Annotated in this window: 16 protein-coding genes; 15 read left to right on the plus strand and 1 reads right to left on the minus strand. The window is 63.5% G+C overall.

Annotated features, from left to right (window positions below; translation table 11 throughout):
* Positions 1-65: 65 nt before the first annotated feature.
* From OIU19_RS00935 to OIU19_RS01005, 15 genes are all read left to right on the plus strand, one after another.
* Positions 66-1,748, plus strand: a complete 1,683-nt coding sequence (locus OIU19_RS00935) for a fatty acid CoA ligase family protein (protein ID WP_264232674.1) — start codon at positions 66-68, stop codon at positions 1,746-1,748.
* 647 nt (positions 1,749-2,395) lie between these two features.
* Complete coding sequence (gene benA / locus OIU19_RS00940; RefSeq protein WP_264232676.1) at positions 2,396-3,754, plus strand: benzoate 1,2-dioxygenase large subunit; 1,359 nt, start codon at positions 2,396-2,398, stop codon at positions 3,752-3,754.
* Complete coding sequence (benB, locus tag OIU19_RS00945; protein WP_264232678.1) at positions 3,751-4,239, plus strand: benzoate 1,2-dioxygenase small subunit; 489 nt, start codon at positions 3,751-3,753, stop codon at positions 4,237-4,239. Before benA ends, benB begins: the two co-directional genes overlap by 4 nt.
* 73 nt (positions 4,240-4,312) lie before the next feature.
* Complete coding sequence (benC, locus tag OIU19_RS00950) at positions 4,313-5,323, plus strand: benzoate 1,2-dioxygenase electron transfer component BenC (RefSeq protein ID WP_264232680.1); 1,011 nt, start codon at positions 4,313-4,315, stop codon at positions 5,321-5,323.
* Between the two features lie 190 nt (positions 5,324-5,513).
* A complete protein-coding gene (locus OIU19_RS00955; RefSeq protein ID WP_264232682.1) occupies positions 5,514-6,275 on the plus strand; it encodes a 1,6-dihydroxycyclohexa-2,4-diene-1-carboxylate dehydrogenase in 762 nt (253 codons plus the stop codon).
* 54 nt (positions 6,276-6,329) lie between these two features.
* Complete coding sequence (locus tag OIU19_RS00960) at positions 6,330-7,658, plus strand: aromatic acid/H+ symport family MFS transporter (protein ID WP_264232684.1); 1,329 nt, start codon at positions 6,330-6,332, stop codon at positions 7,656-7,658.
* Positions 7,659-7,689: 31 nt separating this feature from the next.
* Complete coding sequence (locus OIU19_RS00965; protein WP_264232686.1) at positions 7,690-8,811, plus strand: muconate cycloisomerase family protein; 1,122 nt, start codon at positions 7,690-7,692, stop codon at positions 8,809-8,811.
* Positions 8,812-8,839: 28 nt separating this feature from the next.
* Positions 8,840-9,130: a muconolactone Delta-isomerase gene (gene catC, locus OIU19_RS00970; RefSeq protein ID WP_264232688.1), complete on the plus strand. Its 291-nt coding sequence runs from the start codon at positions 8,840-8,842 to the stop codon at positions 9,128-9,130.
* Between the two features lie 40 nt (positions 9,131-9,170).
* Positions 9,171-10,097 carry a catechol 1,2-dioxygenase gene (catA, locus tag OIU19_RS00975; RefSeq protein ID WP_264232690.1) on the plus strand — a complete coding sequence of 309 codons (927 nt, stop codon included), beginning with the start codon at positions 9,171-9,173 and terminating at the stop codon, positions 10,095-10,097.
* A 217-nt stretch (positions 10,098-10,314) separates the two neighbouring features.
* Positions 10,315-11,517 (plus strand): benzoate/H(+) symporter BenE family transporter, encoded by a 1,203-nt coding sequence (locus tag OIU19_RS00980; protein ID WP_264232692.1) that lies wholly within the window; start codon positions 10,315-10,317, stop codon positions 11,515-11,517.
* A 75-nt stretch (positions 11,518-11,592) separates the two neighbouring features.
* The gene (locus OIU19_RS00985) at positions 11,593-12,843 is read left to right on the plus strand and encodes an OprD family porin (protein WP_264232694.1); all 1,251 of its coding nucleotides are present in this window, start codon (positions 11,593-11,595) and stop codon (positions 12,841-12,843) included.
* A 104-nt stretch (positions 12,844-12,947) separates the two neighbouring features.
* Positions 12,948-14,039, plus strand: a complete 1,092-nt coding sequence (locus tag OIU19_RS00990; protein WP_264232696.1) for a metal-dependent hydrolase — start codon at positions 12,948-12,950, stop codon at positions 14,037-14,039.
* 2 nt (positions 14,040-14,041) lie between these two features.
* Positions 14,042-14,743: a conjugal transfer protein TraX gene (locus OIU19_RS00995; protein WP_264232698.1), complete on the plus strand. Its 702-nt coding sequence runs from the start codon at positions 14,042-14,044 to the stop codon at positions 14,741-14,743.
* A gap of 149 nt (positions 14,744-14,892) precedes the next feature.
* Positions 14,893-16,044, plus strand: a complete 1,152-nt coding sequence (nosP, locus tag OIU19_RS01000; RefSeq protein ID WP_264232700.1) for a nitric oxide-sensing protein NosP — start codon at positions 14,893-14,895, stop codon at positions 16,042-16,044.
* Complete coding sequence (locus OIU19_RS01005; RefSeq protein WP_264232703.1) at positions 15,974-18,211, plus strand: NahK/ErcS family hybrid sensor histidine kinase/response regulator; 2,238 nt, start codon at positions 15,974-15,976, stop codon at positions 18,209-18,211. Before nosP ends, OIU19_RS01005 begins: the two co-directional genes overlap by 71 nt.
* Before the next feature lie 43 nt (positions 18,212-18,254).
* On the opposite strand, the gene OIU19_RS01010 is transcribed toward OIU19_RS01005, so the two are convergent.
* The gene (locus OIU19_RS01010) at positions 18,255-19,262 is read right to left on the minus strand and encodes an aldo/keto reductase (protein ID WP_264232705.1); all 1,008 of its coding nucleotides are present in this window, start codon (positions 19,260-19,262) and stop codon (positions 18,255-18,257) included.
* Positions 19,263-19,301 lie beyond the last annotated feature (39 nt).

A 19,301-nucleotide genomic window follows, 5' to 3' on the forward strand; every position in this document is an offset into this window, starting at 1 on the left:
TGCGTGGGAGCGGGCTTGCCCCGCGATGAGGCCCGCTGACACCCTAAAAATAACAAAAGATCACCATGACCCAGCCCAGCTATACCCAAGGCCAACAAGACAAACCGCTGCTCAGCCAGTGCATCGGCGACGCCTTCGACAGCACCGTGGCCCGCTTCCCCGAGCGCGAGGCGCTGGTGGTGCGTCATCAAGGCCTGCGCTACACCTGGCGGCAATTGGCCGCAGCGGTCGATCAACACGCCCGCGCGCTGATTGCCTTGGGCGTGCAAGTGGGTGATCGGTTGGGCATCTGGGCGCCTAACTGCGCCGAATGGTGTATCACCCAATTCGCCAGTGCCAAGGTCGGCGCGATCCTGGTCAACATCAACCCGGCCTATCGCAGCAGCGAACTGGACTACGCCCTGAGCCAATCGGGCTGTCGCTGGGTGATCTGCGCCGATGCGTTCAAGACCTCTGATTATCACGCCATGCTGCTCAGCCTGGTCCCAGGCCTGGGCAAAGGCCTGCCCGGAGAACTGAGCTGCGCACGCCTGCCCGAACTGCGTGGGGTGGTCAGCCTGGCCGCCCATCCGCCGGGCGGGTTTCTCGCCTGGCCTGATCTGCAGGCCAAGGCTGTCGAGATCAGCCCTGAGGCCCTGGCTGCGCGCCAGGCGCAACTGCGCCCCAGCGACCCGATCAACATCCAGTACACCTCAGGTACTACTGGCTTCCCCAAAGGCGCCACGCTCAGCCATCACAACATCCTCAACAACGGCTACATGGTGGGTGAGAGCCTGGGCTTGACCGAGCACGACCGCATGGTCGTGCCGGTGCCGCTGTACCACTGCTTTGGCATGGTCATGGCCAACCTCGGTTGCATGACCCACGCCAGCACCCTGATCTACCCCAGTGATGCCTTCGACCCCCTGGCCACTTTGCGTGCTGTGGCCGAGGAGAAAGCCACAGCGCTGTATGGCGTGCCGACCATGTTCATCGCCGAGCTGGATCACCCACAGCGTGGCGAGTTCGATTTGTCCAGCCTGCGGACCGGGATCATGGCTGGCGCTACCTGCCCGATCGAGGTGATGCGCCGGGTGATCGACGAGATGCACATGGCCCAGGTGCAGATTGCCTACGGCATGACCGAGACCAGCCCGGTGTCGTTGCAAACGGGCGCCGATGATGACCTGGAGCGCCGGGTGACCAGCGTGGGGCGTACCCAGCCGCGATTGGAGAACAAGATCATCGATGACCAGGGCAATACCGTTGCGTGTGGGGACATTGGCGAGCTGTGTACCCGTGGCTACAGCGTGATGCTGGGGTATTGGAACAACCCCAAGGCCACCGCCGAGAGCATCGATGGCGATGGCTGGATGCACACTGGCGATCTGGCGGTGATGGATGAGGCTGGCTACGTGCGGATCGTCGGGCGTAGCAAGGACATGATCATTCGCGGCGGTGAGAACATCTATCCGCGTGAGTTGGAGGAGTTTTTCTTCACTCATCCGGCGGTCGCTGATGTGCAGGTGATTGGTATTCCGTGTAGCCGCTATGGCGAGGAGATTGTCGCCTGGGTGCGTTTGCATCCTGGGCATTCGGTGGGTGAGGACGCGCTGCGGGAGTGGGCTAGGGCGCGGATTGCGCATTTCAAGGTGCCGCGGTATTTCCGCTTTGTGGATGAGTTTCCGATGACGGTGACGGGGAAGGTGCAGAAGTTCAGGATGCGCGAGATTAGTATCGAGGGGTTGGTTGGGGGTAAGTCTGGGTAAATGGAAGCTTGGAAGCTTGGGCATTTGGGCCGGGGCTTATCCATTTGATGGGGTGGTTTTACTGGCCCCTTACGCCTTTACGGCGGGTCACTTTTTTTGGCAAACGCACGGTGTGCCGGCCCAGCCAAAAGTAACCAAAAAAGTCTGCGCTCCACCATCAGTCGCGCCCGTGGCGGGATCCCTTCGCGCCGGCGCCTTCCGGGCCCGCGCGGCCTACGATTTGCTACGCAAATCTACATCTCGCGCCTGGCCCTCCAGGCACCTCTGCTCAGCCTCCTGAAGTCGCGAATCTGCGGCGCCTGCAATTACGCGCACGAAGATCAAGAGCAGGCGAATCGCTGCGCTCTCGCAGAAGCCAAAGCCAAGGTTTGAATTTTTCTTTTGTGTTGTTTGTTCCGGCCTCATCGCGGGGCAAGCCCGCTCCCACGTGACTCGTGGGAGCGGGCTTGCCCCGCGATGGCGTCCGACTATCCACCACACCTGTCACTATCGACAGATAACGCCAGCCCAGGCGCCGCCATCACCCATGGCTAAAACCAATCTGCCTGCACAAAACGGATAACACTCTGCACGAAGCGGATATTGCGTAACACCTCCGCCACATAACCTGACCTGGCCTGAAACAATAACAATTGGAGACCCTGGCCATGTCCCTGGGATTCGACTACCTCAATGCCATGCTCGAGGACGACCGGGAATCGGGCGTCTACCGCTGCAAGCGGGAGATGTTCACCGACCCGCGCCTGTTTGACCTAGAGATGAAACACATCTTCGAAGGCAACTGGATCTACCTGGCCCACGAAAGCCAGATTCCCGAAAAAAATGACTTCCTGTCCCTGACCATGGGCCGTCAGCCGGTCTTCATTGCACGCAACAAGGACGGCGAGCTCAATGCCTTCCTCAATGCCTGCAGCCACCGTGGCGCCATGCTCTGCCGGCACAAGCGCGGCAACCGGTCCAGCTACACCTGCCCATTCCATGGCTGGACCTTCAACAACAGCGGCAAACTGCTCAAGGTCAAAGACCCAAGCAACGCCGGCTACCCCGAGAGCTTCAACTGCGACGGCTCCCACGACCTGACCAAGGTCGCGCGCTTCGAGTCCTATCGTGGCTTCTTGTTCGGCAGCCTCAATGCCGAGGTCAAGCCGCTGGTCGAGCACCTGGGCGAGTCGGCCAAGATCATCGACATGATCGTCGACCAGTCGCCAGAAGGCCTGGAAGTGCTGCGCGGCTCCAGCTCCTATATCTATGAAGGCAACTGGAAGCTCACCGCCGAGAACGGCGCAGATGGCTACCACGTCAGCTCCGTGCACTGGAACTATGCCGCCACCCAGAGCCAACGCAAACAACGCGAGAGCGGTGACGAGATCAAGACCATGAGCGCCGGCGCCTGGGCCAAGCAGGGCGGGGGCTTCTACTCGTTCGACCACGGCCATCTGCTGCTCTGGACCCGCTGGGCCAACCCCGAAGATCGCCCGGCCTATGAGCGCCGCGAGCAACTGGCGGCTGACTTCGGCCAGGCCCGCGCCGACTGGATGATCGAGAATTCGCGCAACCTGTGCCTGTACCCAAACGTCTATCTGATGGACCAGTTCAGCTCGCAGATCCGCATCGCCCGGCCGATTTCGGTGAACAAGACCGAGATCACCATCTACTGCATCGCCCCCAAGGGCGAGAGCCGCGAGGCCCGCGCCAAGCGTATCCGCCAATACGAAGACTTCTTCAACGTCAGTGGCATGGCCACCCCGGATGACTTGGAAGAGTTCCGCTCGTGCCAGACCGGCTACGGCGGCGGCACCGGCTGGAACGACATGTCCCGCGGTGCCAAGCACTGGGTCGAGGGCGCCGACGAGGCGGCTCAGGAAATCCAGCTGCAACCGCTGCTGTCGGGTGTGCGCACCGAGGATGAAGGGCTGTTCGTGCTGCAGCACAAGTACTGGCAAGAAACCATGCTCAAGGCCCTTGAGCAGGAACCTCAGCTGATTCCCGTGGAGGCCGTGCGATGAGCGATCTCTATGACCGCGTGCGCGATTTTCTCTACCGCGAGGCGCGCTACCTGGATGATGCCCAGTGGGATCAGTGGCTGGAGCTGTACGCCGCCGACGCGACCTTCTGGATGCCATCCTGGGACGACAACGACCAGCTCACCGAAGATCCGCAGAGCGAAATCTCGCTGATCTGGTACGGCAATCGCGGTGGCCTGGAAGACCGCGTGTTCCGTATCAAGACCGAGCGCTCCAGCGCCACCGTGCCGGACACACGCACCTCCCACAACATCAGCAACATCGAGATCGTCGAACGCAGTGAGAACCAGTGCCTGGTGCGCTTCAACTGGCACACCTTGAGTTTTCGCTACAAGACCACCGACAGCTACTTTGGCAGCAGCTTCTACACCCTCGATCTGCGCGGCGAGCAGCCGCAGATTTTGGCCAAGAAAGTGGTGCTGAAGAACGACTACGTTCGCCAGGTCATCGACATCTACCACATCTGACTTCAGGTCTTGGCGAGTGCCGCTCGGGGCGCCCTCTGGCGCGCCGCGGCCAGGCTCGCCTGCGAGGTGCACCATGAGCTTCCAGATCGCACTGAATTTCGAAGACGGGGTTACCCGTTTCATCCAGGCCGATGGCCAGGAAACCGTTGCCGATGCCGCCTACCGCCAAGGCATCAACATCCCGCTGGACTGCCGCGACGGCGCCTGCGGCACCTGTAAGTGTCAAGCCGAGTCCGGCCGCTATGACCTGGGTGACAACTTCATCGAGGATGCCTTGAGCGAGGAAGAAATCGCCCAGGGTTACGTGCTCACCTGCCAGATGCGCGCCGAGTCCGATTGCGTCGTGCGCATCCCGGCTTCCTCGCAGCTGTGCAAGACCGAGCAGGCCAGTTTCGAGGCGGCCATCAGCGATGTGCGGCAGTTGTCCGAAAGCACCATCGCCTTGTCGATCAAGGGCGAGTCGCTGAGCAGCCTGGCGTTTCTGCCGGGGCAGTACGTCAATCTGAAGGTGCCGGGTAGCGAGCAGAGCCGCGCCTATTCGTTCAGCTCATTGCCCAAGGATGGCGAGGTCAGCTTCCTGATTCGCAATGTGCCGGGCGGGCTGATGAGCAGCTTTCTCACCAGCCTTGCCAAGACCGGCGACAGCATGACCCTGGCCGGCCCGTTGGGCAGCTTTTACCTGCGCGCGATCCACCGGCCACTGTTGCTGCTGGCCGGCGGCACGGGCCTGGCGCCGTTCACGGCGATGCTGGAGAAGATCGCCGAGGCCGGCAGCGAGCACCCGCTGCACCTGATCTACGGCGTGACCAACGACTTCGACCTGGTCGAGCTGGACCGCTTGCAGGCGTTTGCTGCGCGCATCCCCAACTTCACCTTCAGCGCCTGTGTGGCCAACCCGGACAGCCAGTATCCACACAAGGGCTACGTGACCCAGCACATCGAGCCGTGCCACCTCAACCAAGGTGATGTGGACGTGTACCTGTGCGGCCCACCGCCGATGGTCGAGGCGGTCAGCCAGTACATCCGCGAGCAGGGCATAACCCCGGCCAACTTCTACTACGAGAAGTTCGCAGCAGCAGCTTGAACCTTTGTTGGGGCCGCCCGCATCGTGCGGGTGTTGGCGGCCTCTTTTTTATTAGCTCAAGCACACAGTGGGTGAGGGCGTGGCAGCGGGTTTGCCCGGCGACAGCGAACGGACATGCGCCGGCGATGGCCTGGCAGATCCAGTCGCGGGGCAAGCCCGCTGGCACGACCGCGCCAACAAGGAGGCAACGATGAACGCTAGATTCCAAGGTCAGGTCGCCCTGGTCACCGGCGCCGCCCAAGGCATCGGCCGTGGCGTGTGCTGGCGGCTCAAGGCCGAGGGCGCGCAGGTCATTGCAGTGGACCGTTCGGAATGGGTCCATGAGTTGGCCGGGGAGGGCATGCTGACCCTCACCGCCGACCTTGAACAACACAGTGAGTGCGCCCGGGTCATGGCCCAGGCGGTCGAGACCTTCGGCCGCCTCGACATCCTGGTCAACAACGTCGGCGGCACCATTTGGGCCAAGCCGTTCGAACACTATGAGGTCGAGCAGATCGAGGCCGAGGTGCGCCGTTCGCTGTTCCCGACCCTTTGGTGCTGCCACGCCGCGCTGCCGTACATGCTCGAACGCAACAGCGGCGCCATCGTCAACGTGTCGTCGATTGCCACCCGCGGAGTCAATCGCGTGCCGTATGGCGCAGCAAAGGGTGGCGTCAACGCCCTCACCGCATGCCTGGCCTTCGAGACCGCAGGCCGGGGCATCCGGGTCAACGCCACCGCGCCCGGCGGCACCGAGGCCCCGCCGCGCCGGGTGCCGCGCAATGACGCCGAGCAGAGCGAGCAAGACAAGGCCTGGTACCAGCAGATCGTCGCCCAGACCCTCGACAGCAGCCTGATGAAACGCTACGGCAGCATCGATGAGCAGGTCAGCGCGATTCTCTTCCTCGCCAGCGATGAAGCCTCCTACATCACCGGCGTAACCCTGCCGGTGGGGGGCGGCGATCTCGGCTGATTGCCTGCCCGGCAAGGTTCACCTCACACAACAAAAACAACAGAGACAGATGCCATGCGAACAATTGACGTCCACCCGATCATCGATAATGCCCGCTTCACGCCGTTTCACTGGATGGTCATGGCCTGGTGCGGCCTGCTGCTGATCTTCGACGGCTATGACCTGTTCATCTACGGCGTGGTATTGCCGGTGATCATGAAGGAGTGGGGCCTGACGCCCCTGCAAGCCGGTGCGCTGGGCAGCTATGCGCTGTTCGGCATGATGTTCGGCGCCTTGGTCTTCGGCAGCCTGGCCGACCGCATCGGGCGCAAGAAGGGCATCGCCATCTGTTTCGCCTTGTTTTCCGGCGCGACCATTGTCAATGGTTTTGCCAGCAGCCCGAGCGAGTTCGGCATCTACCGCTTTATCGCCGGGCTTGGCTGCGGCGGCTTGATGCCCAATGCCGTGGCGCTGATGAATGAATACGCGCCCAAACGCCTGCGCAGCACCCTGGTGGCGATCATGTTCAGCGGCTATTCGCTGGGCGGCATGCTCTCGGCCGGGGTAGGGATCTTCTTGCTGCCGCGGTTTGGCTGGGAGTCGATGTTCTTCGCCGCTGCGCTGCCCTTGCTGCTGTTGCCGCTGATTCTCTATTACCTGCCCGAGTCGATTGGTTTCCTGGTTCGCCAGGGCCGCACCGAAGAGGCGCGCAAACTGCTCAAACGCCTGGACCCGCAGTGTGAGGTGCGGGCAGATGATCAATTGCAGGCTAGCGACCGCAAAGGTAAGGGCGCCTCGGTGCTGGAGCTGTTTCGTGATGGCCTGGCGGTACGCACCCTGGCCCTGTGGCTGGCGTTCTTCTGCTGCTTGCTGATGGTCTATGCACTCAGCTCCTGGTTGCCGAAATTGATGGCCAACGCCGGCTACAGCCTGGGTTCGAGCCTGTCGTTCCTGCTGGCGTTGAACTTCGGCGGCATGGCCGGGGCGATTCTCGGCGGCTGGCTGGGCGATCGCTACAACCTGGTCAAGGTCAAGGTCGCGTTCTTCATCGCTGCAGCTGTGTCGATCAGCCTGCTTGGGGTCAACAGCCCGATGCCGGTGCTCTACCTGCTGATCTTCATTGCCGGCGCCACCACCATCGGCACGCAAATCCTGCTGTATGCCGGCGCTGCGCAATTGTACGGCCTGGCGGTGCGCTCCACTGGCCTTGGCTGGGCCTCGGGCATTGGCCGCAATGGCGCCATCGTCGGCCCGCTGCTGGGCGGTGCGCTGATGGGCATCAACCTGCCGCTGCAACTTAATTTCATCGCCTTTGCCATCCCCGGCGCGATTGCCGCGCTGGCCATGGCCGTGCACCTGGCCAGCAGCCGGCGCCACGGCCTGGCCACGGCGGCCCAGGCGTGACCCTGTGACTTTAGCCAACTGGAGGCCTTGCATGACAAGCCCGACTATCGAACGGCTGGAGGCGATTATCGTCGACCTGCCGACCATCCGCCCGCACAAGCTGGCCATGCACACCATGCAGCAGCAGACCCTGGTGGTGCTGCGCCTGCGTTGCAGCGACGGCGTCGAGGGCATCGGCGAGGCCACCACCATTGGCGGCCTGGCCTACGGCTACGAAAGCCCGGAAGGGATCAAGGCCAACATCGATGCGCACCTGGCGCCAGCATTGATCGGCCTGGCGGCGGACAACATCAATGCCGCGATGCTCAAGTTGGACAAGTTGGCCAAGGGCAACACCTTCGCCAAGTCTGGGATCGAAAGCACACTGCTCGATGCCCAGGGCAAGCGCCTGGGCCTGGCCGTCAGCGAACTGCTTGGCGGCCGCGTGCGCGACAGCCTGGAAGTGGCCTGGACCTTGGCCAGCGGTGATACCTCCCGTGACATCGCCGAGGCTGAGCACATGCTAGACATTCGCCGGCATCGCGTGTTCAAGCTGAAGATCGGCGCCAACCCACTGGAGCAGGACCTCAAGCACGTGGTGGCGATCAAGCGCGAGCTGGGCGAGCGCGCCAGCGTGCGCGTCGACGTCAATCAGTACTGGGACGAGTCGCAAGCCATTCGCGCCTGCCAGGTGCTGGGCGACAACGGCATCGACCTGATCGAGCAGCCGATCTCGCGCATCAACCGTGGCGGGCAGATCCGCCTGAACCAACGCAGCCCGGCGCCGATCATGGCCGATGAGTCGATCGAAAGCGTCGAGGATGCCTTCAGCCTTGCCGCCGACGGCGCCGCCAGCATCTTCGCCCTGAAGATCGCCAAGAACGGCGGTCCCCGAGCGGTGTTGCGCACAGCGCAGATCGCCGAGGCGGCCGGCATCGCCCTGTACGGCGGAACCATGCTCGAAGGTGCCATCGGCACCCTGGCCTCGGCCCACGCCTTCCTCACCCTGCGCCAGCTGACCTGGGGCACCGAGCTGTTCGGCCCGCTGCTGCTGACCGAGGAGATCGTCACCGAGCCGCCGCGCTACCACGACTTCCAGCTGCACGTGCCACGCAGCCCAGGCCTGGGGCTGAACCTGGATGAAGCGCGCCTGACGCGCTTCGCCCGCCGCTGAACCTGACTTGATCGAAGGAGAACTGCCCATGCTGTTCCACGTGAAGATGACCGTGAAACTGCCGCTCGACATGGACCCGGCCAAAGCCGCCCAGCTCAAGGCCGACGAGAAGGAGCTGGCCCAGCGCCTGCAACGCGACGGCACCTGGCGCCACCTGTGGCGCATCGCCGGGCACTACGCCAACTACAGCGTGTTCGATGTGCCCAGTGTCGAGGCGCTGCACGACACGCTGATGCAGCTGCCGCTGTTCCCGTACATGGACATCGAGGTCGACGGCCTGTGTCGCCACCCCTCGTCGGTGCATGCCGACGACCGCTGATTTCCACCGACTCGCACAAGAACAACAGAGGTACGCAATCATGACCGTGAAGATTTCCCATACTGCTGATATCCAGAAGTTCTTCGAGCAGGCTGCCGGTTTTACCAATGACCAAGGCAGCCCGCGCCTCAAGCGCATCATCCAGCGCGTGTTGCACGACAGCGCCAAGCTGATCGAGGACCTGCAGATCAGCGAAGACGAGTTCTGGCATGCCGTCGACTACCTCAATCGCCTGGGCGGGCGCGGTGAAGCCGGGCTGCTGGTGGCGGGGCTGGGCCTGGAGCATTTCCTCGACCTGCTGCAGGACGCCAAGGACGCCGAAGCCGGCCTCACCGGCGGTACGCCACGGACCATTGAAGGCCCGTTGTATGTGGCCGGTGCGCCGCTTGCCGAAGGCCAGGTACGCATGGATGACGGCAGCGAGGAGGGCGTGGCAACGGTGATGTTCCTCGAAGGCCAGGTGCTGGACCTCAATGGCCAGCCGCTGCCCGGGGCTACGGTTGACCTGTGGCATGCCAATACCCGTGGCACCTATTCGTTCTTCGATCAGAGCCAATCCGAGTACAACCTGCGTCGGCGCATCGTTACGGACGCTGAAGGGCGCTACCGCGCGCGGTCCATCGTGCCCTCAGGCTATGGTTGCGATCCGCAGGGACCGACCCAGGAGTGCCTGGATCTGCTGGGGCGGCACGGCCAGCGCCCGGCGCATGTGCACTTCTTCATCTCGGCGCCTGGCCACCGGCACCTGACCACCCAGATCAACCTGGCCGGGGACAAGTACTTGTGGGACGACTTCGCCTATGCCACCCGTGATGGGCTGGTCGGTGAGGTCGAGTTCCGCGAGGACGGCGCACGGGGTGTGGCCGGGCGCTATGCCGAGCTCAGGTTCGACTTCCAGCTGCAAAAGGCCCCGGACAGTGAGGCCGAACAGCGCAGTGGCCGGCCGCGGGCGTTGCAGCAGGCCTGAGCCACCGTGTTGTCTTCTTCGCGGGCAAGCCCGCTCCCACAGGGACTGAGTCGCTCTGGCGACCCGCGCAGTACCTGGACTTGCGCAGCGTTATCAACGGGCACCCCAGCGTCGCTGCATCGACGCACTGCCTGTGGGAGCGGGCTTGCCCGCGAAGAAGACCACACAATCCCAGAGTCGGTCACCCAGGCTGGCCCGATGTCTTGCCAGAGGTCACATGAAAGACCTGTTCAAGGATTGCTCACTGTCCGCCATCGTTGCTGGCCTGATCGCGACGATGATTTCCTATGCCGGCCCGCTGGTGATCATCTTCCATGCCGCCGAAGCCGCCGGCTTGACCCACCCCCAGCTGTCTTCCTGGGTCTGGGCGGTGTCCATCGGCAGCGCCGTGCTCGGTGCGCTACTCAGCCTGCGCTATCGCGTGCCGGTGGTCATCGCCTGGTCGATCCCAGGCTCGGCACTGCTGGTCACCGCCTTGCCACAGCTCGGCCTGGAGCAGGCCATCGGCGCCTATCTGCTCGCCAACCTGATCTTGCTGCTGATCGGTGTCAGCGGCGCTTTCGACCGGCTGATCGCGCGTCTGCCCGGCTCGATCGCCGCCGGCATGCAGGCCGGCATCCTGTTCAGTTTCGGCATCGAAGTATTCCGCGCCTTGCCGGTACAGCCCGCATTGGTCCTGGCAATGTTCGTCACGTACCTGCTGATGCGCCGGCTGCAACCGCGCTACGCCGTGGCCGCTGTGCTGTGTGTCGGCGCTGCGGTCACACTGTTGAGCGGCCAATTGCGCAGTGAAGCGCTGGTGCTCGAGTTGGCTTCGCCGCAATTCATCACGCCGCACTTCAGCCTGTCTGCACTGTTCAGCCTGGCGGTGCCGATGGTGCTGGTGGCCTTGACCGGGCAGTTCATGCCGGGCATGGCCGTGCTGCGTAACGCCGGCTACCAGACACCGGCCAGCCCCCTGATTACGGCCAGCGCAGTGGGGGGGCTATTGCTTGCCCCATTCGCATGCCACGGGCTCAACCTGGCGGCAGTCACCGCCAGCCTGTGCACCGGCCGCGAAGCGCACGAGAACCCCCGCCGGCGTTATATCGCCGCGCTTTCAGGCAGCGCCCTGTACTTGCTGCTGGGCATTGCCGGAGCGACCTTGATGTCGTTGTTCGCCGCATTCCCCGCCGCCTTGATCGCCGCCCTGGCCGGGCTTGCCCTGTACGGCGCGATCAGCGACGCCCTGGCGCGCAGCCTGGCCGAGCCACTGGAGCGTGATGCGGGGCTGTTTACCTTCCTGGTAACGGCATCTGGGGTGTCGTTCCTCGGTTTGTCGGCGGCGTTCTGGGGGCTGCTGTTCGGCCTTGGCGCCCATGCGCTGCTGGCGATTCGCCGGCCACCACAACCTGGCGCGGCCCTGCGCCGTAGCCCCTGAAAGGAGCCTGTTCACGCACACCACACGTAATTGCAGCGCTTTACCCATAACAACAAGATCATAGAGAGCTTCGCAATGAACCATACCCCTTGTGTCGCCCTGGGCATCAGCTTGCTCAGCCAACCACTGCTGGCCGCTGAAGGCGGATTTTTCGAAGATGCCAAGGCCAGCCTCAGCGCCCGCAATTACTATTTCAGCCGGGATTTCTCAGATATCGTCGGCGCCAACCAGCAATCCAAGGCCGAGGAATGGGCCCAAGGCTTTATCCTCGACTTCAAGTCAGGCTACACCCCAGGCCCGATAGGTTTTGGGGTGGACGCCTTGGGCTTGCTCGGCATCCGCCTGGACAGCAGCCCCGACCGGGTCAATACCGGCCTGTTGCCAGTGCATGGCGATGGCCGTGCGGCGGGGGAGTACAGCCGCCTGGCACCGACCTTCAAGGCCCGCGTCTCGAAAACCGAGCTGCGTGTCGGTGAGTTGCAACCCAACCTGCCAGTGCTGACCTTCAGCGATATCCGCTTGCTACCGCCGACCTACCAGGGCGTGAGCCTCAACTCTGGCGAACTCGCTGGCCTGACCTTGCAGGGAGGGCATCTGTCGGCCACTCACCTGCGCAACGAAGGCGGTGACGACAAGCTCAATGCCATGCTCGGCCATGTGCCGATGCGTCAGGCCGCCAGCGACGCCTTCAACTACCTGGGCGGCGACTATGCCTTCAATGCCAACCAGACCTCCGCCAGCCTCTGGTACGGCCAGTTGCAGGACATCTACCAACAGGGCTTCGTAGGCCTCAAGCACAACACGCCTGTGGGCGACTGGCTGCTCAGCGCCAACCTGGGTTACTTCACCGCCCGCGAGGACGGCGACGCCTTGCTCGGCCGGATCGATAACCAGGCGTTTTTCTCGCTGCTGACCGCCAAGCATGGCGGGCATAGTTTCCATGTCGGCTATCAGGGCATCTATGGCGACAGCCCATTCCCACGGGTGTTCGCCAACATCACCCCGCTGGGCAATGAGGTGCCCACCTACGAGTTCGCCTACACCGATGAGCGCTCCTACCAAGTGCGCTACGACTACAACTTCGCCGCCATGGGCATCCCGGGGCTGACCGCGACCGTGCGCTACATCACCGGTAACAATGTCGATACCGGCCTGGGCTATGAGGGCAAGGACCGCGAACGCGACCTGGATATGGGTTACGCGGTACAGAGCGGCGTGCTCAAGGGCCTGGGGATCCGCGTGCGTAACGCCATGGCGCGGTCCAACTATCGCAGCGATATCGACGAGAATCGGTTGATCCTGGTCTACACCTGGCAGTTGTTCTGAGTTGTTCTGGAGTGATCCACGCTAGGCGTGGACGGCGATTGCATTTGCACAGTCGAACAGGATGCAGGTAGGTTGCCAAAAACCACCTACTTGAGATCGTTTCCTTGGACTCAATCACTCAAGCCGTCCTCGGCGCCGCGCTGCAGGGCAGCGTGCTCGGCCGCATCCAGGGCCGGCGCTCGCTGCTCTATGGCGCCGCCCTGGGCACCTTGCCTGACCTGGATGTGATCATCCGCTACGCCGACCCGGTGTCGCAGATGACCTACCACCGGGGCTTTTCCCATTCCGTGTTCGTCCTCACCGGCCTCGCACTACTTCTGGCCTGGCTGGTGAGTTGGCTTGGCCAACGCTACTGGCCGCAAAAAGGCTATCGCTGGCCACGGTTGTTCCTGGCGTTCTGGCTGGTACTGATCACCCACCCCGTGCTCGACGCATTCACCGTGTATGGCACCCAGCTGTTCTGGCCGCTGCATTTCACCCCCGAAAGTTGGGCGGCGGTGTTCATCATCGACCCGGTGTACACCTTGCCATTGTTGGCGGCGGTGCTGATCGCCGGGTTCAAGGGCTTGCAGGGCAGGGCAACCACACTGCTCACGGCTACGCTGCTGTTGACTACCGCCTACCTGGGCTTGGGCCTGGCCAGTCGCATGGCCGCAGAGGCGCGCTTTCAGGCTGCACTGGACCAGCAGGACATCGCCGTAAGCGAGGTGCGTGCAGTGCCTATCGCGTTCAATAGCCTGGTCTGGCGGGTGATGGCCAAGACCGCAGACGGCCATTACTACGAAGGCGTCAGCAGCGCGTTCGATCGCCAGCCCCCGGAAATGCTCCGCCAGTCGCTCAACCTGGAAGCGGCCAAGCCCCTGCAAGGCGCCCCCTTGTACGAGCGCCTGCGTTGGTTTACCGGCGACTGGTTGCGCTATGACGTGGTCGGCGATGCGCTGGTCGTGACCGATTTGCGCATGGGTATCCCGGGCAACTACACCTTCCGCTTCCAGATGGCCCGTCGCGATGGGCAAGGGCAGTGGATCGTCGGCACGCCGTCGGCGTGGTCGGGCACGGCGCCCAATTCGATGTTCAATGGGCATGACCTGGCGCTGATCTGGCGACGCATCTTCGATCAGCAGCCACCGCTGCCGCTGGCGGCCTGGACCGCCAAGTACCTGGGCCAGGCCGCAGCGCCCGAGCCTGGCCGCTGAGCATGCGCTCGGCCGGGTTGGACCTGGTCAAGTGGCTGGCGATCCTGACCATGGTCGCCGACCACCTGCGTTACCTGTGGCCGCAGGCTGACGGTCTGTTCATCATTGGCCGACTGGCGTTTCCGTTGTTTGCATTGGCCTTGGCCATCAACGTTGGGCGCAGCCATCCGCTTGCCTGGCCGAGCGCCACTAGTGCCCGGTATCTGGGTTGGTTGCTGGTGTTCTCGGTAGTTTCCGAGGCGCCGTACCGGTGGCTGGACAGCGGCTCGACGACGTTCAACGTGATCCCCACGCTGAGCCTGGGCCTGCTGGTTGCCTGGGGCGTACATCACCTCCTATCGGCAGCGCGTTGGCTTGCGGCAGGCGCAGCATTGTTCGCCGCTGTCTACAGCGATCAGCTGATGTATGGCCTGCCGGGCGTATTACTGCCGGCTGCGGTCGTCGTTGCCAGAAGCCGTGGGGGCGTAACCTGGCTGCTGCCGTGTGCCCTGGCCGTTGCTGGCAATCTGACCAACAGCTGGTTGCGCGAGCACCCGCTGTTGCCGGTTTCCGTGCTGATCCTGAGCGTGGCCGCCTTGTCGATCCCGTCAGGGTATTGGTTGCTGGGCCAGGATTACAGGCGTGTGCCGCGTGTCGGCCGCTGGGGTTATCTGTTCTATCCGCTGCACCTGCTGGCGATCAAACTGTTGCAGGGGGTGCTGTGACCGTTACGCTGACGGGCCTGATCGCGGCGACCGGGTCTTGAATATGTACAACCAATGCCACCCCCACCCAGTACCCAAGTAGCATTCGAGCCAACCCCTGGCTTGCCTATCCTGCCGCCAAGGCATTCCCCTCTCTACGGAACCGAACCATGAGCGAAGGCGTCCTCAGCGCACTTTCGCGCGCCAGCAGTGCCGCCCAGGCCGCGCGCGAGCTTGCCGAGCAGTTGCTGCATGCCGAGCTGGGCTTGGTGCTGTTCTTCTGCTCGGCCGAATACGATCTGCCGGCCTTGGCTACGGCATTGCAAACGCAGTTCGCCGAGGTGCGCCTGGTCGGCTGCACCAGCGCTGGCGAGCTCACCCCAGAGGGCTACGGGCGTGGCTGCATTACCGCGGTAGGCTTTGATCGGCGCTATTTCTCCATCGCCGCCGGCCTGGTGGAAGCCATGCCCGGTTTCAGCCTGCTGGAGGCGCAAGCACTGGTGGCGCGCTTGGTCGATGAGTGCCGAGGCAACAGCCTGGCGCCGATCAAGGGGCATAGTTTTGCCCTGACCCTGTTCGATGGCCTTTCCAGCCGCGAAGAGGTGGTGCTCGCCGCCTTGGCCGCAGCGTTGGGTGATATCCCGCAATTTGGCGGTTCGGCGGGCGATGACAATCATCTGAGCCGTACCCATGTGTATTTCGACGGCGCCTTTCACAGCGGCGCGGCGGTGTTGCTGCTGGTAAATACCTGGCTTGAGTTCGAAGTGTTCAGTACCGATCACATCCAACCGCGCCAGGAGAAACTGGTGGTCACCCGTGCCGATCGCCAGTTACGCCGGGTGTACGAACTCAACGCCGAGCCCGCCGCCCAGGAATACGCGCAGCTGATCGGTGTGGCGCAAGCGGCGCTCGATCATCGCGTGTTCGCTGCCCACCCGCTGGCGATGCGGATCAACCACAAGCACTACGTGCGCGCCATCCAGCAGGTGCATGACGACGGTAGCCTGAGTTTCTACTGTGCAGTGGAGAACGGCATCGTCCTCACCGCCATGCGCCCAGGCCCGTTGCTGGCCAACTTGCAGGGGTTGTTTGCCGGGCTGCGGCAACGTCTTGGCCCGTTGCTGCTGACCATTGGTTGCGACTGCGTGCTGCGCCGCCTGGAGCTGGAAGGTGAGGGCGGTGTGGCCGAGGTTGGGGCGTTTTTGCGTGAGCAGCAGGTGCTGGGCTTCAACACCTATGGGGAACAGTTCAATGGCATGCACATCAACCAGACCTTCACCGGCGTTGCCATCGGACGGCCCCGCGAGCCTCTTGCCAGCTGAGCAGATCGCCCAGCTACGCCAGGAAAACGCCAAGCTCAGGCGGATCAACGCCGCGCTGATCGAGCGCCTGGAATCCGGCGCGGCGCGGCCCGACGATGCCTTTGCCGCCTTTCAGCATTCGGTGGTGTTGGCCGAACAGGTGCGCGAGCGCACCGATGCGCTCAACCATGCGCTGCACGAACTCAAGGCCAGCCACCTGTTGCTCAGCGATGCCCACCAGCGCGCTGAAACCGCGCATCAGCGCCTGGTGGACGCTATCGAGAGCATCTCCGACGCCTTTGTGCTGTTCGATCCAGGCTTGCGCGTGGTGCTGTTCAATCGCCGCTTCAAGGCCCTGTGGGCCAATAGCCGGTTACGGGTTGCCAGCGGTATGCACCTGGTGGAGGTCAAGCGCCTGATGCACAGCCTGCTGCGCGAGGAGCCGCGGGCGAGCAGCGACGAGCAACCGCTGTATCGGCTGCGCAATGAGCGCTGGCTGCAGGTCAGCGAGCGACCGACCCGCGATGGCGGGCGGGTGATGCTGTTCACCGATGTCACGCGGGTCAAGCTGCGCGAGAATCACCGCCGCGAGCAGGCCCTGGCGCACAAGTCGTACCTGCTCCAGCGCGCCGTGGACAACCTGTCGCAAGGCTTGGCCATGGTCAATGCCGAAGGCGTGCTGGAGTTGTGGAACCGCAGGTTTCTGGAGGTCAGCGGCTTGGCGCCGATTGCCAGCCACCGGCGCTTTTGCGATGTGATTGCCGACAGTGAACTGGCCCTGCTGACACCGGCCAGCCGCGATGACCATGGCCAGCCGGTACACGAGCTGGAGCAGCGCCTGTTCGATGGCCGCATGCTGGAAATCCGCACCCATCCGTTGCCCACTGGCGGCTTCGTCAATACTTTCACCGACATCACCGAGCGCTATGCCCATGCCGAAGCGCTGCACCAGGCCTATCAGCACCTGGAGCTGCGGGTGCATGAGCGTACCGCCGAGCTGACCTGCCTCAACCAGCAGCTGCTGCGCGAAATCGACCAGCGCCGGCGCATGGAAGCCAACCTGCGTGAAGCCAAGGCCGAGGCCGAGCAGGCCAACCTGTCCAAGACCAAGTTTCTTGCGGCGGTCAGCCACGACCTGCTGCAGCCGTTGAACGCTGCGCGCCTGTTCACCAGCGCCTTGCTTGAGCAACCGGGCGTGGGGCCGATGGTGCACAACGTCAGCAATGCGCTCGATGGCGTGGAGAATCTGTTGGGCACGTTGGTGGATATCTCCAAGCTCGATGCCGGGGTGATCCGCGCCGATGTCGCCAGCTTCGCCCTGAGCGATCTGCTCGATAACCTGGCCGCCGAATACGCCACGGTGGCGGCCAGCGAAGGTCTGCGCCTGGCCTATGTACCCAGCCGTTTGCGCGTGCGCAGCGATGTCCAGCTGCTGGCGAGGATCTTGCGCAACTTGCTCAGCAATGCCATCCGCTATACGCCCAAAGGGCGGATCTTATTAGGCTGCCGTCGGCGTGGGCGCAAGGTATTGATCGAGGTGTGGGATACCGGTATCGGCATTGCCGCCGACAAGTGCGTCGAGGTGTTCCAGGAGTTCAAACGTGGCGAGGCCCAGCGCCCCGATCAGGACCGTGGCTTGGGTTTGGGCTTGGCCATCGTCGACAAGATTGCCGGCATCCTTGGCCACCCGGTGCAGTTACGCTCGCAACCCGGCAAGGGCTCGGTGTTCTCGATCGAAGTGCCGTGCTGCCGGCGCGTGCCGCGCCAGGCCCACACGCTGGTGGGGCACATGCCCATGTTGCAGTCGTTGCAGGGGGTCCGTATCTGGGTGCTGGATAATGATGCGGCCATTTGCGAGGGGATGCGCAGCCTGTTGCAGCAGTGGGGCTGCAGGGTGACCACGGCGTTGAGCGAGCAAGACTTGGCCCGGCAGGTGAATGTCGCGCGGGCGCGGGTGGAGCTGTTGATCGCCGATTATCACCTGGATCATGGGCGTACCGGGATCGAGGCGGTAGCCGCGATCAATGCGCGGCGCGACCGGTCGATTGCGGTGTTGATGATTACCGCCAACTACAGCAACGAGCTCAAGCAGCAGGTGCGCGAGCTAGGCCATACCTTGATGCACAAGCCGGTCAGGCCAATGAAGCTGAAGACGGCTATCTGTCATCTGTTGGGTGGGCAGGTATAAAGCCGGGACCGCTGCGCGTTTCATTGCAGCGGTCCCCGAGCAGCTATCGGGCAATCCGCCCACTGACGTAATGCGCCACATCATTGAACCCCGGCGTTGAGGCATGCCCCGGCGTCACCAACGTATCGATGAAGGCTTCGTCCTCCGCCGTAACCTTGACCTGCAGCGCCCCGGCATAGGTATCCCACTGGGCCTCTGTGCGTGGGCCGACGATAGCCGAGCTGACCAACTGGTTGTTCAGTACCCAGGCAATGGCGAACTCGACCATCCCCACGCCCTTGGCCTCGGTGTAGGCCTGGATCTTGCGGGCAATGCTCAACGATTCCTGGCGCCATTCGGTTTCCATGATGCGCTTGTCCTGGCGCCCGGCGCGGCTGCCGGCATCGGGTTGCGCACCGGGAGCGTACTTGCCACTGAGCACGCCGCGGGCCAGCGGGCTGAACGGCACCACGCCCAGGCCATGGTAAGCCGCAGCCGCCAACTGCTCAGGCTCGGCCTGGCGATTGACGATGTTGTACAGCGGCTGGCTCACCACCGGCTTGGCCACGCCCAGGCGCTCGGCCACGTTGCAGATTTCCGCGATGCGCCAACCGCGGAAGTTGGACACGCCCCAATAGCGGATCTTGCCCTGCGCCAGCAGCTCGCCAATCGCCCGGACAGTCTCCTCAAGCGGCGTCCTGTGGTCTTCGCGGTGCAAGTAGTAGATGTCCAGATAGTCAGTGCCCATGCGCGTCAGGGTTGCCTCGATGGCATTGAACAGGTGCTTGCGCGACAGCCCGCTGCGGTTGGGCAGACCTTCTGCCGGGCCAAAGCCCGCCTTGGAGGCAACGATCCAGTCCTGGCGGTGACGCGCCACCGCCTCACCGACGATCTCCTCCGAGCGCCCACTGTTGTAGACGTCGGCGGTGTCGATGAAGTTGATGCCTTGGTCCCAGGCCTTGTCGATGATGCGTAGCGAATCCTCGGTGCTGGTCTGCTCACCGAACATCATGCTGCCCAGGGTAAGGGCGGAAACCTGCAGGCCGCTGCGGCCGAGAGGGCGGTAGATCATGCGCTGGATCCTTTTCCGGTCATCAGGGGGGATCGGATT

Origin of the sequence: Pseudomonas sp. BT-42-2 (assembly GCF_025847435.2) — a bacterium.
GTDB classification, from domain to species: Bacteria; Pseudomonadota; Gammaproteobacteria; order Pseudomonadales; family Pseudomonadaceae; genus Aquipseudomonas; species Aquipseudomonas urmiensis.

What these genes read in the sequence shown, in the direction of transcription:
- benC (WP_264232680.1), top strand. Translation starts at nt 4,313, where the DNA reads ATGAGCTTCCAGATCGCACTGAATTTCGAAGACGGGGTTACCCGTTTC.
- OIU19_RS01005 (WP_264232703.1), top strand. Translation starts at nt 15,974, where the DNA reads ATGGCATGCACATCAACCAGACCTTCACCGGCGTTGCCATCGGACGGC.
- OIU19_RS00985 (WP_264232694.1), top strand. Translation starts at nt 11,593, where the DNA reads ATGAACCATACCCCTTGTGTCGCCCTGGGCATCAGCTTGCTCAGCCAA.
- OIU19_RS00980 (WP_264232692.1), top strand. Translation starts at nt 10,315, where the DNA reads ATGAAAGACCTGTTCAAGGATTGCTCACTGTCCGCCATCGTTGCTGGC.
- OIU19_RS00995 (WP_264232698.1), top strand. Translation starts at nt 14,042, where the DNA reads ATGCGCTCGGCCGGGTTGGACCTGGTCAAGTGGCTGGCGATCCTGACC.
- OIU19_RS00960 (WP_264232684.1), top strand. Translation starts at nt 6,330, where the DNA reads ATGCGAACAATTGACGTCCACCCGATCATCGATAATGCCCGCTTCACG.
- OIU19_RS00935 (WP_264232674.1), top strand. Translation starts at nt 66, where the DNA reads ATGACCCAGCCCAGCTATACCCAAGGCCAACAAGACAAACCGCTGCTC.
- OIU19_RS01010 (WP_264232705.1), bottom strand. Translation starts at nt 19,262, where the DNA reads ATGATCTACCGCCCTCTCGGCCGCAGCGGCCTGCAGGTTTCCGCCCTT.
- catA (WP_264232690.1), top strand. Translation starts at nt 9,171, where the DNA reads ATGACCGTGAAGATTTCCCATACTGCTGATATCCAGAAGTTCTTCGAG.
- benA (WP_264232676.1), top strand. Translation starts at nt 2,396, where the DNA reads ATGTCCCTGGGATTCGACTACCTCAATGCCATGCTCGAGGACGACCGG.
- catC (WP_264232688.1), top strand. Translation starts at nt 8,840, where the DNA reads ATGCTGTTCCACGTGAAGATGACCGTGAAACTGCCGCTCGACATGGAC.
- OIU19_RS00965 (WP_264232686.1), top strand. Translation starts at nt 7,690, where the DNA reads ATGACAAGCCCGACTATCGAACGGCTGGAGGCGATTATCGTCGACCTG.
- benB (WP_264232678.1), top strand. Translation starts at nt 3,751, where the DNA reads ATGAGCGATCTCTATGACCGCGTGCGCGATTTTCTCTACCGCGAGGCG.
- nosP (WP_264232700.1), top strand. Translation starts at nt 14,893, where the DNA reads ATGAGCGAAGGCGTCCTCAGCGCACTTTCGCGCGCCAGCAGTGCCGCC.
- OIU19_RS00955 (WP_264232682.1), top strand. Translation starts at nt 5,514, where the DNA reads ATGAACGCTAGATTCCAAGGTCAGGTCGCCCTGGTCACCGGCGCCGCC.